Genomic DNA, 22,805 nt, shown 5'->3' on the forward strand with positions numbered 1-22,805 from the left:
CGGTCTTTCCCTTGCTAACCACTCGAAGCTGGCACGAAAGGAGGAAGCGCCAATGGATTCCACCCGAAAAATTCGTTATGCCGTCGCCGGGGCCGGCAATATTGCACAAGCTGCGGTGTTGCCCGCATTCGAGCATGCCCGAGAGAATTCGGAGCTCGCTGCCATCATCTCGTCCGATCCGGAAAAGCGCGAAACGCTCGCGACCCACTATGGGTTGCGCCACGTCGGATCGTACGATCAGCTCGAATCCATTCTGGCGCAGGGCAAGATCGATGCACTTTACATCGCACTTCCCAATTCGATGCACCGCGAATTCACGGAACGGGCGGCGCGGGCCAAGGTGCACGTGCTCTGCGAAAAGCCCATGGCCATGACCGAGGAAGACTGCGAGGCCATGATCCGCGCCTGCCGCGATGCGAACGTGAAGCTCATGATCGCCTACCGCCTGCACTTCGAGGAGGCGAACTTGCGCGCCATCGAGCTCGTGAAAAACGGGACGCTGGGGCCCGTGCGGCTCTTCGATTCGTCGTTCGCGCAGCAAGTGAGGCCGGGCGACATCCGCACCCGCGCGGAGGTGGGCGGCGGGGCGCTGTTCGACACGGGCATCTATTGTGTCAATGCGGCACGGGCCATCTTCCGGGACGAGCCCGAGGAAGTGTTCGCGTACCAGGTTTCGCACGGCGATGGGCGCTTCCGCGGGGTGGATGCCACCACGGTCGCGGTGCTGCGCTTTCCCGGCGAGCGCATCGCCACGTTCGGCTCGAGCCAGGGAGCAGCCACCATCGACACGTACCGAATCATCGGCACCGAGGGCGATCTCCGGGTCGAGCCCGCGTATACGTATCAAGGCGATCTGACGCATACGCTCACCGTCGGCGGCGAAACGCGTACGACCATTTTTACCAAGCGTGACCAGTTTGCACCCGAGCTCGTCGCGTTCTCGCGCTGCATTTTGGAAGGAACGGAGCCCGAGCCGTCGGGCGAAGAAGGGCTGGCCGACGTGCGCATCCTGCGCGCCATTGCCCGTGCGGCGCGCGAAGGACGACCGGTGAAGCTCGGCCCCTTCCACGTCGCGCGTCGGCCCGATCTGCGCAATGAGATTGCGAAGCCGCCGGTGCGAGAGCCCAAGACGGTCAACGCTCCTTCGCCCAGCCTGCCAAGCAATGGATCAGTCAACGTGCGCGGGCGCTGATGGCACCGATGGCATGAGCCGCCCCACGACCTCCACGAGGCGCTCGCGGCTGAAAGGCTTCGCGAGCGCCTCGTCGGCGCCGAGATCCAGCGCGCGATCGAGCAGGGACGAATCGGCGCTCATGGCAACGATGGGAACATCGGCCGTCTTCGCATCGTCGCGAAGCTGCTTGATGACCTCGAGCCCCGTGATGCACGGGAGGCACAAGTCGAGCAACATCAAACGCGGTTCGTGCAGCAATATCGAGGAGAAGGCATCGATACCATCTTTGCCTTGCACGATATCGAATCCTTTGCCGCGAAGAAAATACGACACGAGTTCGACGAGGCTTTTTTCGTCGTCGACGACGAGCAGGGATTGCGGAGTAGCGGTGGAAGAAATCATGGATGGGCATACCTGCGGGCTCGCCCATGCGCACCGCGCGTGTGGCGAGACGAATTGTCGGAAGACGCTGCAACGGCGAGAAATACAATTTCGTACTTCTGCGCGTGCTGCGGCGTGACCTTCGGGGCGCGACGGAGAAGCTGCTGCATGGTGCCGAGGGCCAGGGCGCGGGTCGCAGAGCGGCATTGGATCTCGGGCATGAGCGGGCATCGTGCGGAGACGGTGCCGTCTTCCTCGTAATGCAAATAGACTGGGAGATTGCGTTCGGAGTTCATGTCGCAACCCCCGAGTCTGACGAAGGATTTGCGTGGCTGCTCATAGCGAGTCTCCCTTGTTTGGAATGCACCCCCCGTTTGGAACGATGGGCCATGTGCATCGCCCGAGCCAAGGTTTGTTCTAGATGCTTCGCTTGAGGCGCAATAGCTCAGAATCGCTGCCTTTTCTCAGCTCCAAACCGCGCGGATCGATCAGAACGCTATGACAGGACAAAAGTGCCACCTGTGTAGCCTTTGCCGGCGCACGATCATTTGATGTTGTAATCGATCGCGAAATTCTTGCCGTTTCGGCTCCCGGTCAGGGTCAGGTGGTCGGCGGTACGGAGGCGGCCGAGCGCTTCCAGCATCTTCTCGGGATTGCCCGCGTCGTAGCCGTTGATCTGTTGAATGCGGTCGGCATTCTCGATGCCGAGCCTCCCGAGCAAGGAGTCCTTGGGCACACCGAAGACGTTGATGCCGATGGTCTTGCCGCTGCTGTCTTGGGCGGGAACGATTCTGTGGCGAAACAATTCCCCTTGGTGTTCGAAAACCTGATCGACCACGGCGCGGTCGATGTCGTACTCGTTGTTGCCCACCTTTTTGATGCCATTGGCAATCGCCGGTGGAAGCGCGGTATTCCCTCCCGGAACCGGCTTGGCGGCGTCGGACGGGCCACGTGGTTTGGTCGGTTCGGCAGCGGCAGGCTCGGAGAAGAGGCGGGCCTGGCAAATGGAGCCATTGTTGTCGAGCCAAACGCGATCGCTGCCGACGTAGGCGACCTTCTTGCCATTGAAGTCTCCGCCGCGGCGGCGCAAAACGACGTTCGACGGTGCGTTCTCCGCGCCGGCGGCTCCGTCACTCAGCGCGGCGTAAGACCAATCGGGATCGCTCGATGCTGCAATGATGTGCACCTTCACGCCCTCGCAGACGGCCGCGGAGGGCTCGGCACCATTCGCGTCCGTGTTGGCCGCAGCTTTGGCAACGCCCAACGGTCCGGTCTCCGAGTCGAAGGGATTGCGGGCGAGGATGGCGTCGGCGCTCGTCGCATGCCTGCCTGCCGTGGCCACCGTCGGTGGTCGCGGCGCAAGGGGCTCTCGCGTGAGGCTGGCCGCGTCCGTCATGAGACCAAGGCGGATCACCTGCATGACGCCCTGGGCGCCGAAGAAGGCGGCCATCATGACGAGGGCCGGGGTGATCATCCAAAAGGGTCTTCTTGGAACCATTCGAGGACGAATGAATTGCAAGCGGCTGGCCAGCGCTCGTCAATCGGTATTTCGTCGCGATGGTCGGCGAAACGTGCGACACGATGGCGAGGGACGAAGGGAAGCTGGGCGCCGCGCGACAAGGTGGCAATCGGCTATTTGGTATTTCGAATGGCGCGCTGCAAGGCGGCCTGCGCCAAGAGACGCGTGGAGTCGAGGGTCGGAAGCGGGGAGTTTTCGTCGTTCATGATGAGCGGAATCTCGGTGCAGCCGAGGATGACGGCATCGCAGCCCGCGTCCTTCAGCCTGCCAATCACCCGTCGGAAATAGGCGACTTGCTCGGGCTTGGTGATGCCGCATACCAGTTCATCCATGATGATGCGGTGGATCTCGTCGCGCTCTGCGGCGCTCGGGCGCACGTAACCCAGGCCCTGGGCGCAGAGCTTCTCTGGATAGATCTCGCTGTCGATGGTCCATGCCGTTCCCGTCACGCCAATGCGGTGAAATCCGCGGGCGACGGCCTGCGCGGCCACGACCTCGGCGATATGCAACCAGGGAAGCGGTGAGCGGTGGAGATAGGGAAAGGCCTTGTGAATCGTGTTGTCGGGGCAAATCAGGAATTGCGCACCGATGGATGCCAATTTGTTGGCCGAGGCGAGCATCAGATCGGCCACGCCCCGCCAATCGTTGCGATCGATGCAGGCCACGTAGTGCGCGAGGGAATGCGTGTGCATCGACACCTCCGGGTGCGCATGCGGCCCGAGGTGCCGCGCGCCCTCCGTGCAGATGGTGCGGTAGCAGAGGGCGGCGCCTTCGGCGGAGCAAGCAACGATTCCGATGTGGTCGGGCGACGGGTTCATGCTTCCTAGGGTAACGGAACGATGGGCAGAATCACGCGCGATGGATGGGCCTGCTCGTGCAGGACGTGGTGCTCGGCCGCATGTGGGTTCAGCGCCCAACGTGGTGACGAGCTGCTCGTCACGTCGAGCTGAACGCGATGGCCGGGCTGGAAGGCATGGCTCGTGGGGGTCAGCTCGATGCGGAAAAGACGAGGCTGGCCCGGCTCGAGCGCCAGGCGCAAAATCCCTTCCGCGACGTTGTACGTGGTGCCATCCGGCTCGACGTCGACCAGCTTGATGACGAAGTCGGCCTCGGGTGCGCTGGAGGTGGCCCACAGCTCGACGACGACGGTGCCGGTCACTTCGAGGCTCTCGTCGAGAACCGCGGACGTGTAGACGAGCACGTCGTCGCGAACCTCGATGCGACGCTGATCGCGGGGGCCGGCCAGCTCGGTGAACCCGATGTTGCTGCCACCCCAGGTCGGCACGGGGGACGCGGGATCGTAGGCGATGCGCGCCGGCGCAGACCAGCGTGGCTCGGGACCGAGAGAGCCCGCACCGAGGTACCACGAGGTGTACTGCGTCCGGGCAATGGGCCATTCCGATTCATCGCGCCAAACATTGCTTCCCATGACGAAGATGCGCACGGGGGCGCCCGTGGCCGGCGCGCCGGCGAGTTGCTCGCGGAAGAAGCGGGCGATCTCACCGCGAAAGCCGCCCGGGAGTCCGATGCCGGGCAAGGCGCCGAATCCCAAATAGCGCTCACCCGCAATGGCCGAATGCCCGGTATGTGTCCAGGGGCCCATGACGAGGCGCGTGCGTTGGCGCGCTCGCTCGCTCCCGGCGCGGGTGCGCATGCCGACGAATTGGTCGATGGCGCCTTGCACGAAGTAGTCGTACCAGCCGCCGATGATCAGCGCCGGCACGACGATGCGCTCGTAGGACTGCGCCTCGGTGAAGGCTTGCAGCATGGGCGGGCTTGGTTCGAAGGGCTGCGGGAGGCCGAGCGACATGCTCCAGGTGGTGATGGCGCCGCGCTCGAATACGCCGCCGCGGTGGAACATGGTTCGCGACGGTATGCTGGGCGATTGGCCCGGTGCGATGGCCCGCAGCGCAGGCGGTGCGCGGGTTGCCGCGGCCCATTGTGCGAATCCCTGGTACGAGTTGCCGTTCGCGAAGACGTCGCCCGTGCTGAAGGGTTGTGCGGCAGCCCACGCGACGAGGTCCTCGCCGTCGTCCGCCTCGTGGACGAACGGGGTGAAGCCATCGCGCTTGCGCACGTCTTGAACGACGACGGCGAATCCTTCGCGCGCGAAACCCACGGGATCGAGCACGGGGTTCGTGAAGGCGCCATCTTTTCCGTAGGGCGTGCGGGCGATGATGACGGGCCAGCGCCCCTCACCTGCAGGTCGCGCAACGTGGCACGCGAGGCGGGCACCATCACGCGCCGGAACCTCGACGTCGAAATCCAGTACGGCGTTCATCGGCCCTTCGTAGGTGACCCGTTCGGAAAGTCAATGCGAGCGCAACGTCGCATGGAGCAGGAGGGCGGATTTGACCCGCCCCTGGGGCGGAAGCGCACGGCACCTACCGCACGGCGCCTGCGATCATCGAGCGGCTTCTCGTCCGGAGATGAAACCGATGGCGAAGCCCATCGTGTAGCGCGCGTTGATCTCGCTGCGCGGTTGCAGCGCGAGGGCGCCCGATGGATCGCGGTACGTGTACGCATCGATGCCAAAGGGACCGAAGTAGCCTTCGCGCACGAGTGCCTCGGCAACGCGAGCAGCCTCCTCGACCAAGCGCGCACCGATGGTTTGTTCGGTCGATGTCGGCTCGGCGATGCGCTCGGTCGCGATCCAGCTTCCTCGCGCATCACAGCGTTGCTTGACCAATACGCCCAACGCGTGTGTCCCTTCTTCTTGATCGAGCATGCCGTGGATCGCGTACTCGTCCACGATGGAGACGTTGGGTTCGATTTGCACGCCGCCCTCGGCGAGACCCGCGCGAACGAAGGCGATGTCGGCGTCGGATGCGGCACCGACGTCGACGGGCCTTTGACCGCGGCCCGTCATGCCGAAGGCGCGCTTGATGCGCCATCCGCGACCGACGGCGGGCGACGTGCCGAGCATCACGCGCGCTTCGTCGAGCGACGTAACGAACCTTCCTGATGGAAGGGTTGCTCCCATCGCCGAGGCAAAGGCGCGGGAGTTGACGCGACGGAGAACCTCCACGGGCGGGTGCCGCTCGGGGACCGCACCCGCGGCCTCGAGGATCTTCAGCGCACGGGGCGTCGGGCAGAAGGCGCGGCCTGGAAGACCGCGCGCATTCTGTCCATCGACGAGGACGTCGTTCGGGCCGAGGAGCACGCCGGCAAGACGCGCCACCATGGGCTCCATCGCCGCGAGCACGCTTTTCTTGGGCGAATACCCCCGCAGCGTGGCGAGCTCCAGATCCGCGTCGAGGTTCAGGACCCAGGCGATGCGGGTTGCCATGCGTCGAGTTCGTCCAGAAAAGGCTCGGGCTGCCCCGCGCGGCGGCGTGCCTCGCGGTGCAATGGTTTGCCGCGCATGAGAAGCGGCGTTAGCGGCGGCGGGAGGGAGCGGCACCACGTCTCGAAAGAGAGGCCCGTGCGAAAGAACTCGAACCAGCGCACGCCAAAGCGCACGTGGGCGATTTCTTCGCGGCCGATGATCTCCTGAACGCGCGCGCCCTCTTCATCGCCGGCCTCGCGAAACATGGCCGCGTACCGAGCGGTGTGCTCCAGATTGGCGCTTTCGACACCGAGCCCCATCACCGCGACGAAGGCCGCGGGATCCGCCGAGCCAGGAATGCGCTCCCAGAACCAATCGCGCACCCCGAAGTCTCCGTAGGCGTAACCAAGGCGTCCGAGCTCCTCCTGGTAAAGCCGCATATGCCGCATTTCATCGTGCGCGATGCGCAGAAGCCCGGTGCGAAACGCGATGGGCGTATCGGGAAACGCGAGGACGGCCCACGCCATCAACTCGGCGGCCTGCAGCTCGTGATGCAGGAACGTGTGCAACGCTCGCGCCCGCCCGCTCGGTGCGGACATGCCACGCGTCTTCTCCGCCTTGCGCACGATGCGAAGCTCCGAAGGCCTGCCCGGTGCGCGCAATCTCCTCGCAGGCATTTCCGTTCCGCTTTCCGCGTCGGCCTCCGAGCGCGCGGGCACCGGGCCTGGCGCGAACTTGTGCGCCATCGTGTCGCACAGGATGTAGTCCCATGCCCAGCGCTCGATCGTCCCGGCCTCAGGCTCCTTCATGCGCGGGACATGTTGCCAGAATTCACCGGAGCGCGCCCAGCTTGAGTACTCACGTCGGCGCATTGCCGCTTCGTGGCCGCTTCGTCGCGCCTTCGCGGACCTCGCATCGCGCATCGTTTGCGCGAGTGCTTCCGCATCCGCACAGATGAGCGCCCCATTGGGGCGAGCGCGCGCCGGCGATGGAACGCTGCAGCGAAAGCGCGTCTCGATGATGTGCTTCGGGTCCCGAACTTGCTCAGGGCAAAGGTCTCGGGATCGCTCCCTGCGGGGACCTTCGTGGACTTCGTCCAGCATGGTTCCAACGCCGCGGTGACGGCGTCAGTCGTGCGAAACCAGAATACCGATTTAACCGGGGGGTTGAGTCCAATGAATCAAGTCCAAAATCGATCGTTCGAATCCATCGTGAGACGCTTTCAGTCGCACGTCGCGAAAAATCCCGAAAACGTTGCCCTTCGATACTTGGTGACCGGCGACCATGATGGCCCCGCACGCACGTGGGATTACGCCACGCTTGATGAACGTGCGCGCTCCATCGCAGCTCGACTCGGCGACCACCGTGGCGATTCGCAACCCGTGTTGCTGCTCTATCCAACGGGGCTCGAATTCGCGGCCGCCCTGCTCGCGTGCTTCTATGCCGGCGTTCCCGCAGTCGCGACGGGAGCGCCCGATCCTGCGCGGCTTAAGCGACTCCTTCCTCGCTTGGTCAGTATCGTCCAAGACAGTGGCGCGCGCGTGGTGCTGACCGATGATGCCACCGCGTTGGCGGCCAGGGCGCTTCTCTCCGACGCTCCCGAGTTCGTCGACCTTGACTGGGTGGCCACGGACGATCTCAGCCCCGCCTCGTTTCATCGCACGACGACACTCTCCTCGGAGTCGCTTGCGCTGCTTCAGTACACGTCGGGATCGACGGGCACCCCGAAGGGCGTGATGGTCACGCACGGGAACATCGTGGCGCAAGCCATGGCGCTGGAGAAAGCGTACCTGCACACGATGCCGGCTCGCTGGGTCGGCTGGCTGCCGCTGTTCCACGACATGGGCCTGATGGCCAACCTTTTACAGAGCTGGTGGACCGGCGGGGAGCTCACGCTCATGTCGCCCGAGGCGTTTCTGCAGCGCCCCATGCGCTGGCTTCGCGCCATCTCCGCCTTTCGCGCCACCCGCAGCGGCGGCCCCAATTTCGCATTTGCGTTGTGTGCGCAAAAAGCGAAGAGCGAAGACCTCACCGGCCTGGACCTCTCCTCCCTCGCCTGCATGATCACCGGCGCCGAGCCCGTGCGTGCGCCCTCGCTGGCGGCCTTCGCCGAGGCATTCGAGCCCTACGGCTTTCGGAAGGAAACGTTCGCACCATGCTATGGCAGCGCCGAAGGAACGCTTTTCATCACGGGCCCCGATGCCAATGTGCGGCCCATGGAGGGACGCTTCCGCGCACACGATCTCGAGATCGATCATAGGGCGAGTCGCGCGCGACCCGGGGACAGCAGTGCCATATCACTCATGGCATGTGGCGTTCCACACCGCGGGCTGACCACGGTGCGTGTGGTGGATCCAAATACCCACCATGAGATGCCCGAAGGCAAAGTGGGAGAAATTTGGTTGAAGGGATTGACGATCTCACCCGGCTATTGGCACCAAGCCGAGCTCACGGAAACGAGCTTTGGCGCGCGGCTCGACGGTGACGATTCGGAGCCATATTTCCGTACGGGCGATCTCGGGTTCTGGCTCGATGGTCAACTTTATCCGTGCACGCGTATCTCGGATCTCGTTGTTTTGCACGGGCGCAACCTCTTCCCGCACGATTTGGAGGAGTCGTTGGAGCGAGCACACCCTGCGATCCGCCCGGGTTGCACCGCGGCCTTCACGATTCATTCGGAAGAGCACGGCGAGGGGCTGGCCGTCGTCGCCGAGCTGGACCCTGCACGCATGGGAAGCGATGGCATGGATTGTACGAACGATATGGTGGCAAGCGAGATTCGGCGCGCACTGGCGCTGGAGCACCAGGTAAGACCCGACGTGCTGGTGTTCATCGAACCGCGCACACTGCCAAAGACGAGCAGCGGCAAAGTGCAGCGTGCACAATGTCGTGCCGATCTGCTGGCCAAGCGTCTGCGCGAAATTCATCGCGAGGATGCGCTCTCCGCACCTGATTCCACGGTATCGGGCAAACCGGCAGCTCATCGCGCAGTGGCATGATATCGAAATAGCGCCACAAAATTGCGGTGGAGCTTTGTGTGGTCACGCCAGTTACCTGAAGGCACCAGAAGGCCAACGGAGGGGCAGCATCCAGCGGTTGCCGAAAGGTGCAGCTCTCGCATACAGGCACCGTGGAACGGCTATTGAAATACATTAATTCGATGTCCTCTCCGGCAGCATCCATGAGGTAAATTCGGATTGCTGGGGAGGTCTTCGATGATGAGTGCAGGGAGGGAAACGGACTCCGACGACTCGGAGCAGGGGTCCGCTACATTCGGAAAGTATCAGCTCTTTGCGAAGCTCGGCAGCGGCGGGATGGCGGAAGTTTTTCTCGCGGTGGCCCGCGGCCCGATGGGATTCAACAAGCTCACGGTCATCAAGCGACTGCGCGCATCGGTCTCCGAACAAGGCCACGTGGTGGACATGTTTCTGAACGAGGCGCGCCTGGCGGCGCGGCTCGCGCATCCGAACATCGTTCACACGTACGAGGTCGGAGAGCACGAGGGAACGTACTTCATCGCGATGGAGTACCTCGAGGGACAGTCGCTCAATCGGGTGGCCCACGCCAATGAGATCCATCACCAAATTTCGTCCGTGATGTGGGCGCGCATCATCGCCGATGCGCTGAGCGGCCTTCACAATGCGCACGAGCTGCGCGATTACGACGGCACGCCATTCGATCTGGTTCACCGGGACATCTCGCCGCAGAATATTTTTCTCACGTACACGGGCGAGACGAAGATCGTCGACTTCGGCATTGCGAAGGCGGTCAATACCGAACAGACGGAGGCCGGTGTCCTCAAGGGCAAGGTCCGATACATGGCGCCCGAGCAAGCCCTGGGCAGGGTGGATCGGCGCTCGGACCTCTTCTCCATGGGCATCGTGCTCTGGGAGATGCTCGCCCAACGGCGGCTCTTCGAGGAGCAGCCGGCGAAGATTTTGACGGACCTGGTGCGGCGCGACCCGGTGATGCGTCTTTCGTCCGTGTGCCCCGACATCGATCCCATGTTGGACGGGATCGTAGCCAAGGCCTTGGAGAAAGATGCGTCCAAGCGATATCAAACCGCGGCGGAGATGCGGGAAGCGCTGGAGGCGTACATCCGGCGTACGGGGGAAGTCATCCGCGAGGTGACCATCGAGCGCGCCATGATGGCGATGTTCCAAGAGCGCAAGGAGGCGATCGCCAAGCAGGTGTACACCTTCATGGCGGCGGTGTTGCCACCCGACGGAGATATCTCGTCGGTGGCCACGGCGCACTCGGAGACGGACATGGGTTCGCCCGGGACGCACTCGCAATTCAAGCGGCAGTCGGGGGTAACCCGCCTGCACGACGGCACCCCGCGCACGCCCGTGCAAGAGGTGACCACGATGACGGATGCCGGGTCGAAAAGCTCGGTGGAGATCTCCGTGTCGCGAGGCTTTCGCGCGGCGCTGGTCACCATCGGCCTTTTGCTCGCGGCATGTGTGGGGCTTCTGATCGTGTTGGTCGGCGGGCGCGAGATGCTGCGAACCAACAACGTGGTGCACGAGGCTCCGTCACCGCCACCGCAAGTGCAACCTGCAGCGCAGGCGAAAGTGATTGTCCCGGTTTCGCTGACCACGGACCCAGCCGGTGCCATCGTCGATTGGAATGGTTCACCCGTGGGTCGCACACCTGCGCGCATCGACCTGCCACCGGGCCGGCAGACCTTGATCGTGACGAAGGACGGATACGTTCCGGCGACCCTGGTGGTCGATCTGGAGGCGGGAGCATCGGATGTCACGCGGCAACTTACCTTGGTCCCCACGGCGAAGCCTGCACCGGTGGTGAACAATCCAGCGCCCGTGCGCGCCCGAAGTGCTGCGCGTCAGCCGGCAAACTCGGGGCAGGTGACGGCTTCGGCGACGGCACCGCCCCCGCCCAGCGCGACGCAAATTCCAAGCAGCAAGGTGAAGGTTCTCGAGGACGACGATCCGAAAACCAAAGTGCTCGAATAGGGCATGGGTCGATACGTAACAAGGTAAGGGCGTAATCGTATCTCGCGGAAAGGAAAAATCGACATGGCGAAGTTGCATTCGGCCTTCTTTGCTCTCTGTGTGGCACTTACCGCACCGACCGTCGCATTCGCCGCCGACGGCCCGGGCTCCCCCACCCCCGACAAGCAAAAAACCGCCGACGAGTGGGCAGACGAAGCATTCGCGCTGGTCGCGAAAGGCGAATATCCGAAAGCCATTGCGGCTTATCAGAGAGCTTATCAAATCTCGGCGGACGGCCGTAACCTCTACAACATCGCGAATATCTACGACCGCAAGCTTCACGAGCGAGAGGTCGCGGCCGACTATTACCGGCGCTACTTGCACCTTTCGCAAACGGAGCCGGACCTCACCAAAAGGGCCACCGAACGGCTCGCCGCGCTGAAGGAAGAGGAAGAGGCCATCCGCAAAAACGCCGCCGCCGCCCCGGCGAACGGATCGTCTTCGCAAGGCAGCTCCATCGTCATGACACCGGCGTCGCGAGCATCGGCATCGTCCGCCGAACGCCCCGATACCACGCGCTCCACCATGCAGATCGGCGGAATCATCGCCGGCGGAACCGGTCTTGCGCTGATTGGCGCGGGCGCCGTTTTCGGGATGATCGCGAAATCGAAGAACGACGACGCGTCGAAACTCTGCAATGGCAGCGCGTGCAACGACAAGGAGGCATTGAACCTGACCGACGACGCCCGCCGCGCCGCGACCATCTCCACCATTGGATTCGTGGCCGGAGGCGTCGCCGTGGCGGGCGGATTGCTCCTCTATTTCCTCGCACCGGACAACAAGCGGTCCGCCGCATTGCAGATCACACCCAAGGTCGGACCGCAAATGGCGGGCATTACGCTCGGGGGAGCTTGGCGATGAGACACATCACGTGGAGCATTGCAGCGCTTTCCTGCGCGTGCGGCTTGCTGGCCTGCGCGGACATCTTGGACATTCCATCCGACCGATACGTCTCGGCCTCCTCGGCGGACGGTGGTGATGCGGGGGACGCCCGGTGCACGGGCAATATCGAGGTGCGCATCATCATCGACGTGAGCGGTCCGACGAAGACGCTGGGCGCGCCGTACTTGGCCGGCGAGCAAGATTACTTCCGCGAGCTCAACGAAGGTGGCGGCATCAAGGGCTGCCATATCAACTTCGTATCCACGGATTACGGTTACAAAGCCGACAATGCGCGGCAGGTGTACGAAAGCTGGAAGGCCGACCCCACGTGGCCGCAGGTCGTCGCCGTTCTGGGCTACGGCACGCCGGACACGTTGGGTCTCGCCGACCAAGTCGCCGCCGACAAGAAGCCCCTGCTCGGCGGGCAGCACGCTTCACTCGCCTCGCCCGATGCGGTCAGCATCGACGTGACCGTGCCCGAGATCGGTCAGAATTTCGCGCGCAACACGCTGCGGACGCACTTTGCTACCAATGGATATCCGTACAACTTCTTCGCCTTCACGGATTATTCGACCGGCGCCCGCATTGCGATGTTCCACATCAAGACATTGGGCGGCAAACGGGTCGGCTTCTTCGTGTGCGACGATCCGTACTGCACGGGGCCTGCGCAGGCGGCCCGGGTTCACGCCGAAAGCCTCGGCCTCGACATCGGTCGCGTCCTCCCGCTGCAGCAGAGCGGGCAAGATCAAGCCGCGTACGATGCCGCGGTGCTGCAGTATTTCAAAGACGAGCAGGCGCACAAGAAGAACGACGACCCCAACTACAACATCGTCGATTGGGTGTGGGGCGGCAATACGACGACGACCAGCGTGCAAATGGCCATTGCCCTGTCTCGGATGAAGTCACAGCTCGCGGGAACGACGCCGGCCATTCCCAACGTGCAGCTCATTCTGAACAACAATGGCTTCAGCGAAGACATGTACACGATTTGTGGGACACCGTGCGTCGACGCCGTGCACGGCATCGTTCCTTATACGCCCTACGGCGACACGAGCCGAGGCTCGAGCGAAATGGGGAGGCTCACGGCGCTTCACGACAAGTGGCGGCAGATCGATTCGGCCCAATCGGGCGCGGCACCGGCCTCGTACAAAACCGTGCGCTACGTGCAGGGTTACATCAACGCGACCCTCTTCCGATTGGGGGTCGAGGCGGTGGTCAATCAGCGCAAACCGGTGACGGGCGAGAACTTGAGAGCTGCCCTGGAGACATTCCGCAACGTGGACATGGGCGGACTTACGGACCGATTGTCCTACAGCGAAAAGGACCATCGCCCGCAATCCACGGAGGCGATTTACAAAATCGGGACGGACGGCTCGCTGGTTCGCGAGCCGCCCGACCGAACTATTTCGCTCGAGAATTCTTGGCTAGGTTGGTGAGGTGATCGCCGGAGAGGATTGAACGGGAACACGGGAAGGCGGGAAGGATTTCTGATGATGAAATCCCAACGAACCTTCCCGTCTTCTTCTCATTTTTCTAATTGAAATAGTTCTTCACGGCGGTGTCGATGCGGGAGAGGAGCTCGTCGGTCAAAACGGCATCGTCTCCGCTCGAACCTGCACGCGCGGCCTGAATGGTCGCGCGCGCGTCGACGAGCGCGCTAAGGGCCGCCGTGACTTGCAGCTTCTTCAGAACGGCCACCGCCGTGCGACGCGTGGCGTACGAGCGAATCGAGTCCCCATTGACGAGGTTTGCCTTCAACTCGGCAATGATGAGCGGTGTGACCTGCGCGTCGTACGGCGGATCATTGAGAAATGCGCCGCTGTTGCGCGTGTCGCCGCGAAGCGTGGCCGGATCGAGGTAAAGCCGCGAGAAGAGAAGACTCGTGGCCTGATCGACGCGCGCGGCATACCCTGGAATGGTGGCCACTTTGGTGGCATCGGCGGGAACCTTGAGCGGCCCGAGGGCAACATTCCACGCTTGCAAGTGCTGCGCGGCCGTCCCACCTCGAATCCACTTGAGGAGCCGGTTCAGGATATTGCCCGGCGGTGCGGTCACGGCGCCGCTGAGGAAGCCATTCAACGCCGCATTGTAGCCGGGCGTCGCGTCGTCCGTGAGCGGGTTCGCGCCAAAGTCGAACCGCGAGCATTCGGGATCGACGAGCACGTCGGGATCCGTGCAAAACGCCTGCGTGGGAGCTTCGTTCGAAAGGCCATACAGGTATTTGATGACCGCGTAATCGTAGGGCTTCGGCGTGCCGAGGCGCGCCCGATCCTGCGTCAGGTTGTAGTCCATCACGGTGGACGAGAGGGGCTCGAGCGAGCCTTTGAAATTGTGACGCAGGCCCAAGGTGTGGCCAATCTCGTGCGAAATCACGTGCGAGATGTACGCCTCGAATTTCTGCTTCTTGGTGAGCGGCGGCAACGCACCCGCCGCTGCCTCGGCCTCCTGCAGCTCGGCGACCGTCGGGGCCCAGAGCACGCACGACGGATCGCTGCGGAAATCGCCCCAGGTGAGCCCGGGGATCGGCGCATGCGCGGGCGGCGTGAGGTTCAGCACCGAATCCAGCTTCGGGGCGAGCGGCCCCGGTGCGGGCGGATCGTCGAAGAATGCACTGAGAGAGGTCAGCCAAACGCCGTTGAAATACACGCTGGCACCGCGAATTTCGCCCGTGTTCGGATTGGAGCGCCAATCGGCAAAGGCAAAACCGTAGGTCGGGTCTGCGTCGAAGACGAGGTAATTCTTGTCGTCGTCGGCAAACGAATCGTCCGGGCTGGCCACCTTGGCCTCGAGCGCCTTGAAGCCGAACACCTCGTTCCATCCCTCGACACCGCGTTTGACCGCGCCCAGAACGTCGTACGGCGCGTAAGCCGGATCATCCTTCAACTTGAGGAAGTGGTTCGACAGCAGCCACGTGATCGGTTTTCCGCCGGGGTGAATGTTCCATTTCACCGGGGTTTGCGAGGTCGTCCCCGTATTTTTGACGGAGTGCCGATCGCTGCGGAAATAGAATTCCTTCGCGGGGAGTGCCGAGGCCACGTAGTCCGAGCTCTCGTGGTAGCGGCGGATGGAGAGGCCCAAGGTGCCCGACGCCTTGAAACGATTTGATTCGAGCCCGCCGGAGGCGTTGAGCGCCGCGTCGTTGCTGAAGCCCGTGAACACCTCTTCGAAGGTGACGCCATCCGAAAGCTTGCGGAACTTCTGCAAAAACGCCAAATCGATCTGGAAATGCGAGGGTTGCGAGCCATACGCAAACGCGTCCGATAGCGCGCCAAATCGGTTCAATCCCGCAGCGGGATCGAAAAGGATGTAGTTGTTCGACCCCGCGAGCTCGTCGAAATGATTCGACTTCACGATGGGATACGCTTCGATGATGAGCGATGGGTCGAACGTATCGCTGGTGGCGTAGTTGTTCGATGCGTCAAAGACGAAAAGCTTCCCGTTTTGCTCGCGAAACGTGACCACACGTACACCGAGTGACGCGGCGGCGAACGCACCGACGGTGCCGGGGAAGTAATCTTTGACGTACGCGGTCAGGAAATACCGCTGTCCGAGCTCTTTGCGGTTGATGGCCACGTAAAAAGAACGTGGTGTGTCGGTGCTCGGAACCGACTGCGTCATAAGTCCTTGTGCGGCCGCAGGCAGCGGCCGATCAATGGCAACGAACGCGTCGCCATTGGAAAGCTCGTTGGCTTCTACCGACGAGGAATCGGTCGTTTGCGCGCAACCTGCGGCGACGACGACGGCTGGCGCTACGAGCGCCAGAGACAGATGGACCCCACGGAACGTTCGAGCGAGCGACATCGCGAACACCCTCCACTCCCCCCAGGGTGGTGCGAATTACCTCTACGCGAACGTTCCTGCAAGTTAAAGTTCAACAAAATGAACAAGTGTCTGTTTTAGTGAAGTCTCTTTGGAGCCATGCTAGTTCGTTAGTGCGGCAACGAACGGCGTCTTAGCAAACTCATTTCATTTTAAGTGGAGGGGGGCAAAGGCGGTGGGCGCAGTGGCACGGGAGATGACTGCACGATCGATGTTGTGGTTTGGCCATGGGCCAGAAACCGGTCGAGGATACGGTCCAGGTTCTCCAACGCATCGATGTGGATCTTCATAATGAAGCAGTCCTCGCCGGTGATGCGGTGGCATTCGACGACCTGCGGCATCGACCGTGCAAGCTCCGCCACCTTGGGGAGCTTGCCCGGGGCAGGCCTCACACGCACGTAGATGGTAATGGGCAGTCCCAAGGCGGCCGGGTCGAGCTCCAGGCGGTAGCCTTTGATGATCCCTGCCTCCTCCAAGCGCTGAACGCGCTCCTTGACCGCCGGGGCGGACATCCCCACGCGCCGGGCCAGCTCGGAAACGGACATGCGCGGGTCGTCCTGCAGGAGCCGGAGAAGCTCCGCGTTGCAGGGATCGCGGACCAGATTCATGGTCTTTAGGCTCAATCGCATTTCTCCTTTCAAAACAAAGGCAAAATCGCCCGTTTACCTTTGAAGCATGATAGCGCGATCGGCATGCATGCACCAATCTGCATGCCGTGACCCGCAGACGCATTCCACCGCATGCCTTTTTCCTGTGCAGCGCGCTGTTTCATTATTTGGGGCCCGCGTTTGCCGTTCTCCTGTTTGCCCAGATTCGTCCGCTGGGCGTGGCATGGCTGCGCATTGCCACCGCGGGTGCGATCTTCGCGGTGTGGCGGCGGCCCTGGCGTTACGTGAATACGACCATCGTGGCGCTGGGCGTCGTTCTAGCGGCGATGAACGTGTGCTTCTATCTGGCCATCGCAAGGCTTCCCTTGGGGACGGTGGGCGCCATCGAGTTTCTCGGTCCCATTGCGCTGGCGGCCGCCGGGGCGCGGACGCGGCGCAACCTTCTGGCCCTCGCGCTGGCCACGGCGGGCGTGTATGCACTGACGCGCGTTCGGCTCGCGGGAGATCCCCTCGCCTACGTGTTTGCCTTCGCGAACTGCGCGCTCTTCGTGCTGTACGTGGTGCTCGGGCATCGCATCGCGGCGCGCAGCGGGATCGATCGGCTCGGGGCGGCGATGCTCGTGGCCATGTTGGTCGCATTGCCCGTGGGGATTCGCGATGCGATGCCTGCCTTTCGCAGTCCCATGTTGCTGGGCGCGGCCGTGGGTGTGGGCATTTCGTCCTCGGTCATTCCCTACGTGTGCGACCAATTGGCCATGGCCCGGCTTCCGCGGTCCACGTTTGCGCTGCTGCTCTCGTTGCTTCCTGCGACGGCCACGGTGGTTGGGCTGCTCGCATTGCGGCAGGTACCGACGTCGACGGACTTGGGTGGGGTGGCATTGATCATCGCCGGCGTGGCCCTACATCAGTCCCGTCCCCGCGAACAGGAGAATGCATGCAATACGCACGAATTGGAACATCCGGCCTGAAGGTATCGCGTATCGCGCTCGGCATGATGAGTTACGGCACGAAGCGCTCACGGGCATGGCATCTCGAGCTCGACGAGGCCGAGCCCCTCGTGCGTCGGGCCGTGGAGGCGGGGGTGACGTTCTTCGACACCGCGGACATGTATTCCGACGGAGCCAGCGAGGAGATCACGGGGCGGCTTCTGGGCAAGCTCTTTCCACGTCGTGACGATTACGTCCTGGCGAGCAAAGTCTATTACCCGATGGGCTCGGGGCCGAACGACCGCGGGCTATCGCGAAAACACATTTTGTCGAGCATCGATGCGTCGCTACGACGGCTGGGCACCGACTACGTCGATCTGTATCAAATCCATCGCTGGGATTACGAAACGCCCATCGAGGAGACCATGGAGGCGTTGCACGATGTGGTCCGTGCGGGCAAAGCCCGGTACATCGGTGCATCGAGCATGTACGCGTGGCAATTCGCCAAAGCGCAATACACCGCCGACGCGCGAGGATGGACGCGGTTCGTGTCGATGCAGAACCATTACAATTTGGTCTATCGGGAGGAGGAGCGGGAGATGCTGCCATTCTGCATCGATCAGGGGGTGGGCGCCCTTCCCTGGAGTCCGCTCGCGCGCGGGCTGCTGGCAGGCGCGCGCTCCCGGAGCGGTGAGCTGAAAACGGTTCGCGCGGGCAACGATCCTTATGCCAATGAGCTGTACACCGAGGCGGACTTCGATGTGGTGGAGGCGTTGTCCCGCGTCGCCGCGCAGCGAAACGTTCCGCCGGCGCGCATCGCGCTGGCGTGGCTACTCGGAAAGCGTGGAGTGTGTGCGCCCATCGTGGGGGCGACCAAAATGCACCATGTCGACGACGCCATTGCGGCCGTGGAGCTCGCATTGACGCAGGACGAAATCGCCCAGTTGGAGGCACCCTATCGGCCGCATACGGTCCGCGGTCATTCCTGAGCCATTCCTTCGAGCACGCATCGTGCAATGCACTTTGCGAATGACGGAAATCCGAAAGGGACAGGCTCCGCCCAAGCTCGAGCGCGCCGAATTCCGGCGCCGCTTTCGTGCAAAATTCGCTGATCCCGAGTTCGAAGCGGCCCGTTCGAGTATCGACACACTGGAAGAAATCGCCTGGCGGGCCTATCGAGGCAGTCGAAAATCTCCCCGTACGCGGGTGGCGGGCCCGGGGTATGCCGATCCAACGTACGAGCTTTCCGTCGACTGGCTCGAGGCCAAAGCTCGCATCGAAGCGGCCGCGGAGAAGCATCGCGATCCGAAGAGCGCTTCCCGCGTCTTGGTGATCTGCGGGGCCTCGCGAAACGATGGCACCTGCCCAAGTGAAGTTTCGAAGACATGGCGCCTCGTGAAGGCAGTCGAGGCGAAGATCGCCGCGGAAAGCGACTTCGAGGTGGACGTTCTCGACCTATCCCTACTTGCCTCGGAGTATGGACGTACGATTCATCCTTGCAAAGCATGCGTGTCGACGGCGATGCCGCTCTGCCACTGGCCTTGCTCTTGTTATCCCAACTACGGGCTGGGCCAGGTTGGCGATTGGATGAACGAAATTTACGAGCGATGGACGCGCGCCCACGGTGTCCTTCTCGTCACCCCCGTGTACTGGTATCAGGTTCCATCCGGACTCAAGTCGATGCTCGATCGGCTCGTCTGCGCCGACGGAGGGAATCCCGATCCCACGTTGACCGGCGGCAAAGATCCAAAGAAGGCAAAAGCGGTGGAGCTCGATGGTTGGGACTATCCGCAACACCTCGCCGGACGCGTCTTCGGGGTGGTCGTCCATGGCGATGTCGCAGGAACGGAGAATGTCCGGCGCGCCCTCTCCGATTGGCTCACGTGGATGGGCCTCGTGGAGGCAGGCAAGCACGCCACGCTCGACCGATATATTGGATATTACGAACCGTATGCCACCAGCCACGATGCACTCGACCGAGATACGGCGCTCATGCTGGAAGTGGAAAACGCCGCGATGACCGTTGCCGCCGCGGTTCGTCTGTTGCGGGCAGGAAAAATCGAACGACCTGGAGCGTCGCTGAGACGCCCCAGGCCAAAGTGATCACACGTCGTATTTTTGCGTCAGCTTCGTGAGCTCGCCAAACATGCTGCCCGCGCCGTCGAAGGTGACATCGCGATTCGCGGCAGCGTTCGTGAAAAGCTGCTTGGTGAAGGCGTACGTCGCGAGCATGGGCCCAGCCCCAAGGCTCACGCGTCGTACGCCGAGGGCACGCAGCGACTCCACGGGGGCGAGCCGGTCGCCGACCCCGCCCCACACATTGAGCGGGCCTTGGATGCCTTTGACCAGGGCACCAATGGTGTCCGTGTCGACCGGCCCGGGAACGAATACGCAACGTGCGCCCGCCTCCAAGTAGGCATTTCCGCGCCGGATGGCCTCCGCGACGCGCTCCTCGGCGGAACCGGTGCCGACGAAGAAGGTGTCGATGCGCGCATTGAGTACGAAGTTGGCGAGACCGGCATCCCGTGCCGCACGGACGCCGGCGCGGAGACGCGCCACGGCGGACCCCAATTCGAACAACGCACCTTTGCGTGGATCGGTGTCTTCGATGTTGCACCCCACGATGCCGGCGTCGATGGCTGCCCGAATCGAAGCCGCCACGTCCTCGGGCTCGGGGCCATAGCCGGCCTCGAGATCGGCCGTGACCGCAACCGGCAACCGGCGCGCGATGCTGCCCGCGACCTCGAGCATGCGGGTGCGGCCAATGCGCTCGCCGTCGGGAAAACCGTGCGCCAGCGCCACACCCGCGGAGGTCGTCGCCACCGCGCCAAATCCAGCTTCGCACGCCAGCAGGGCGCTCGGGGTGTCCCAGGCATTGGGCAAGATGAAGCATCCCGCGTCGTGCATCCGTGAGAATTTCGCTGCCTTTTCGTCCATCGAGGGCCGGATCATCGCGTTCTCCTTTGGTCTACCGCCATCGTAGGGATGCTCCCCGGTCCCGACTTGGAAGATATTGCTATCGCGCCCCCGGGCCTCGACGCGGAGCCTGCCAGCCTCTAAGCGTTGGACGATGCCGGTTTCGAGTCGAGAATTCGAGAGAGAAGGGGCCGTGCGCGTCTCCGGCTACCGATGTGGCGCACACCGGGGCGATCCACCCGAGGCGGAGCAATTCGAAAAGCCGGTGATTTCCATCGTGCAGTCCGGAGTATTCGGATTTCGAAGCGAGGGCCGCACGCAATTGCTCACGCGCGGGTTTCTCCTTCTCGGCGATCCAGGCCGGTCGTACGAGATTTCGCACGAGCATGCCGGTGGCGACGAGTGTATCGTATTTCACTTCGACGAAGCAGCGTTCGACGAGCTTGCCGGGGGCCGTTCACGCGCCGGCGGCCGCTATTTCTCGCGCTCCGTGCTGCCGCCCCTGCCGCGCGCGGATGCTATCCGCCAGCTTACGGAGCTGCGCCTCGGCGGGGCATCGCCCGCACTCGGGTTGGAGGAGCTGGCCTTTTCTCTGGCGGCCTGCGTGCTCGACGAAACGGGGTTGCGGCCGCCGCCGAAGCTTCCGCCGGACAGCCGGCGCGCGCGGGACAACGTTTATGCCGCGCTATCGCTGCTCGAGGATTCGTCGTCCGAGGAGCTTCACCTCGATGACATTGCGCAGGCGGCGGATCTCAGCCCGTACCACTTTCTGCGATTGTTCAAACGGGAGCTCGGCGTCACGCCGTATCGCTATTTGATGCAAGCGCGCGTACGCCGGGCCGTCGAACTGCTCGGCGCGACGGACCAGCCCGTAACCGAAATTGCCTTCGACGTGGGGTTCGGCGATTTATCGAACTTCATCAATGCATTTCGTCGCGAGATCGGGTGCTCACCGAGGCAATACCGAAAGGCGTCGCGCGGGGATCGGCGCCCATTTCCGCAATTGCAACGAGGTTACGGCGGCGCAACGTAGAGATACGCGGTGCACTCTTCGTCGCGAATGTCCTCCCCCTGGAGGACGGGGTCCGCCCGCCCTTCCGTGTTGTAGATGCAGGATACACGCAAGCGATCGCCAGCTTCGACGCGCAGCGGTTCGTCGTAGGTGAAGAGGCGCTGGCGGTAGAAATCCCAATGGTCGAAGTTGCCGGCGCAGCTCGGAGATGCGCCACCGTGAAAGCGATCGAGCTGCATCGTGCGCCCCAGGGAGTGCATCCGGGGAGCCACGCCAAATATCGTGGTGGGCGCCGTCATGGTCATTTCGCCCGAGGCTTCCGCGTACGTCTTGCCCGGCGCGAGCTGGATGCCACGCGGCGACAGCGGGAGGAATTGCGCCTCGCGAACGCCCTCGTCGAACTGCAGATCGATGGCCGTACGGCTCGACGCACTGAGCCCGGCGGTCATGACATTGTAATGAACTTGCGCCACCAGCTTGCGGTGGGCCGCCAGCCGTATTCCCGTTCCGGGCGGGAAAATCTGCGCCGGGGTGGACCATGTCCAACTCGCAACGAGGGTCGCAGGATCCACCCGGGGCGAGCCGTAACAGGAATACCCGGGGGCAGGATCGTCCTGGTCCAGCGTGAGGGCATCGGCCTCTGCGGCCATGGTTTGCGGTGCAAAAAGGGTAATCTGCGCGAGCATGCGTGGATCGCTGAATCGGACGCGAATTCCGGTGAGGAACCGATCGCGATCGAGATTCGGATCCACGACGAAACATCGATACGACGTGGGGCCGAGCCCCGGCTTGTAGTCGAAACCAAGGTCCAGTGTGGTGTCGACGTGCGCGAGTTCGGGAATCGGATCGGGCCGCACCCGCGCATGCCCAACGGGTTCACCCGCAGGCGTTCCCGTCTCGGTCCATGAGACCAGGGTGGAAAGCTCGGCATCGCCGAGCCACAGCGCATCGCGCCACGTGCGGCAGATGCCCGTATCGTCGGCGCCCCACGGCGGCATCATCCTGCGTTGAACGGCGTACTTGATCTTGGGCGCCGCACTGACGACGTTCTCGTAGCTATCGAGCCGCGGCAGCGCCGACAGGCCGTCACCGGAATGACAACGAATGCATCGCCGCGCCACGATCGGCGCAACGTCGCGATGGTACGTGGGCCCTCGTTTGCACCCCACGAGTGAGAGGATGGCGACCGCAGCAACGAAGTAGACGGATCGAATCACCAATGGCTTCCTTCGGGCACAATCCTCCCCGTGCTTCCAAGTCGCTAGCCATTGCACCTTCGATGCCA

The 22,805-nt window shown here is 63.2% G+C and carries 20 protein-coding genes; 9 read left to right on the top strand and 11 right to left on the bottom strand.

The features are described from left to right. Nucleotides 1-52: 52 nt before the first annotated feature. Nucleotides 53-1,192, top strand: a complete 1,140-nt coding sequence (locus LZC95_37745) for a Gfo/Idh/MocA family oxidoreductase (GenBank protein ID WXA92186.1) — start codon at nt 53-55, stop codon at nt 1,190-1,192. Here LZC95_37745 and LZC95_37750 read toward each other — a convergent pair. From LZC95_37750 to LZC95_37780, 7 genes are all read right to left on the bottom strand, one after another. Then, nucleotides 1,169-1,576, bottom strand: coding sequence for a response regulator (locus tag LZC95_37750; GenBank protein ID WXA92187.1), 408 nt, complete (start codon nt 1,574-1,576; stop codon nt 1,169-1,171). The genes LZC95_37745 and LZC95_37750 overlap by 24 nt on opposite strands. Next, nucleotides 1,573-1,851, bottom strand: a complete 279-nt coding sequence (locus LZC95_37755; protein ID WXA92188.1) for a hypothetical protein — start codon at nt 1,849-1,851, stop codon at nt 1,573-1,575. Before LZC95_37755 ends, LZC95_37750 begins: the two co-directional genes overlap by 4 nt. A 248-nt stretch (nt 1,852-2,099) precedes the next feature. Further along, the gene (locus tag LZC95_37760; protein WXA92189.1) at nt 2,100-3,029 is read right to left on the bottom strand and encodes a general secretion pathway protein GspC; all 930 of its coding nucleotides are present in this window, start codon (nt 3,027-3,029) and stop codon (nt 2,100-2,102) included. 158 nt (nt 3,030-3,187) lie between these two features. Then, nucleotides 3,188-3,892 carry an amino acid racemase gene (locus LZC95_37765; GenBank protein ID WXA92190.1) on the bottom strand — a complete coding sequence of 235 codons (705 nt, stop codon included), beginning with the start codon at nt 3,890-3,892 and terminating at the stop codon, nt 3,188-3,190. Between the two features lie 5 nt (nt 3,893-3,897). Then, nucleotides 3,898-5,355 carry a CocE/NonD family hydrolase gene (locus LZC95_37770; GenBank protein ID WXA92191.1) on the bottom strand — a complete coding sequence of 486 codons (1,458 nt, stop codon included), beginning with the start codon at nt 5,353-5,355 and terminating at the stop codon, nt 3,898-3,900. A gap of 123 nt (nt 5,356-5,478) precedes the next feature. Beyond that, the gene (locus LZC95_37775; GenBank protein ID WXA92192.1) at nt 5,479-6,363 is read right to left on the bottom strand and encodes a hypothetical protein; all 885 of its coding nucleotides are present in this window, start codon (nt 6,361-6,363) and stop codon (nt 5,479-5,481) included. Continuing rightward, on the bottom strand, nt 6,336-7,151 hold the full coding sequence (locus LZC95_37780) for a ferritin-like domain-containing protein (protein WXA92193.1): 816 nt from the start codon (nt 7,149-7,151) through the stop codon (nt 6,336-6,338). The genes LZC95_37775 and LZC95_37780 overlap by 28 nt, the downstream gene beginning before the upstream one ends. Before the next feature lie 402 nt (nt 7,152-7,553). On the opposite strand from LZC95_37780, the gene LZC95_37785 reads away from it, so the two are divergent. From LZC95_37785 to LZC95_37800, 4 genes are all read left to right on the top strand, one after another. Beyond that, nucleotides 7,554-9,341: a fatty acyl-AMP ligase gene (locus LZC95_37785; GenBank protein WXA92194.1), complete on the top strand. Its 1,788-nt coding sequence runs from the start codon at nt 7,554-7,556 to the stop codon at nt 9,339-9,341. Between the two features lie 216 nt (nt 9,342-9,557). Next, complete coding sequence (locus tag LZC95_37790) at nt 9,558-11,318, top strand: protein kinase (protein ID WXA92195.1); 1,761 nt, start codon at nt 9,558-9,560, stop codon at nt 11,316-11,318. Nucleotides 11,319-11,381: 63 nt separating this feature from the next. Beyond that, nucleotides 11,382-12,218 carry a hypothetical protein gene (locus LZC95_37795; protein ID WXA92196.1) on the top strand — a complete coding sequence of 279 codons (837 nt, stop codon included), beginning with the start codon at nt 11,382-11,384 and terminating at the stop codon, nt 12,216-12,218. Continuing rightward, the gene (locus LZC95_37800) at nt 12,215-13,675 is read left to right on the top strand and encodes an ABC transporter substrate-binding protein (protein ID WXA92197.1); all 1,461 of its coding nucleotides are present in this window, start codon (nt 12,215-12,217) and stop codon (nt 13,673-13,675) included. Before LZC95_37795 ends, LZC95_37800 begins: the two co-directional genes overlap by 4 nt. 97 nt (nt 13,676-13,772) lie before the next feature. On the opposite strand, the gene LZC95_37805 is transcribed toward LZC95_37800, so the two are convergent. After that, entirely contained in the window at nt 13,773-16,040 is a 2,268-nt protein-coding gene (locus tag LZC95_37805) for a zinc-dependent metalloprotease (protein WXA92198.1), read from the bottom strand. A gap of 170 nt (nt 16,041-16,210) precedes the next feature. Further along, nucleotides 16,211-16,681, bottom strand: a complete 471-nt coding sequence (locus LZC95_37810) for an Lrp/AsnC family transcriptional regulator (protein ID WXA92199.1) — start codon at nt 16,679-16,681, stop codon at nt 16,211-16,213. A 92-nt stretch (nt 16,682-16,773) separates the two neighbouring features. On the opposite strand from LZC95_37810, the gene LZC95_37815 reads away from it, so the two are divergent. From LZC95_37815 to LZC95_37825, 3 genes are read left to right on the top strand one after another with little or no spacing between them, the layout of a single operon-like run. After that, the gene (locus tag LZC95_37815; protein ID WXA92200.1) at nt 16,774-17,634 is read left to right on the top strand and encodes an EamA family transporter; all 861 of its coding nucleotides are present in this window, start codon (nt 16,774-16,776) and stop codon (nt 17,632-17,634) included. Then, nucleotides 17,601-18,581: an aldo/keto reductase gene (locus LZC95_37820; GenBank protein ID WXA92201.1), complete on the top strand. Its 981-nt coding sequence runs from the start codon at nt 17,601-17,603 to the stop codon at nt 18,579-18,581. Before LZC95_37815 ends, LZC95_37820 begins: the two co-directional genes overlap by 34 nt. A 40-nt stretch (nt 18,582-18,621) precedes the next feature. Further along, nucleotides 18,622-19,695: a flavodoxin family protein gene (locus LZC95_37825; protein WXA92202.1), complete on the top strand. Its 1,074-nt coding sequence runs from the start codon at nt 18,622-18,624 to the stop codon at nt 19,693-19,695. Here LZC95_37825 and LZC95_37830 read toward each other — a convergent pair whose 3' ends face one another. After that, nucleotides 19,696-20,544, bottom strand: coding sequence for an isocitrate lyase/phosphoenolpyruvate mutase family protein (locus tag LZC95_37830; GenBank protein WXA92203.1), 849 nt, complete (start codon nt 20,542-20,544; stop codon nt 19,696-19,698). It lies immediately after the preceding gene. 157 nt (nt 20,545-20,701) lie between these two features. Here LZC95_37830 and LZC95_37835 point away from each other — a divergent pair, with 157 nt between their 5' ends. Then, nucleotides 20,702-21,541 (top strand): AraC family transcriptional regulator, encoded by an 840-nt coding sequence (locus LZC95_37835; GenBank protein ID WXA92204.1) that lies wholly within the window; start codon nt 20,702-20,704, stop codon nt 21,539-21,541. Here LZC95_37835 and LZC95_37840 read toward each other — a convergent pair. Continuing rightward, nucleotides 21,523-22,737, bottom strand: coding sequence for a hypothetical protein (locus LZC95_37840; GenBank protein WXA92205.1), 1,215 nt, complete (start codon nt 22,735-22,737; stop codon nt 21,523-21,525). The genes LZC95_37835 and LZC95_37840 overlap by 19 nt on opposite strands. Between the last annotated feature and the right edge of the window lie 68 nt (nt 22,738-22,805).

Source organism: Sorangiineae bacterium MSr12523, assembly GCA_037157775.1.
Classification (GTDB): Bacteria; Myxococcota_A; Polyangia; order Polyangiales; family Polyangiaceae; genus Pendulispora; species Pendulispora brunnea.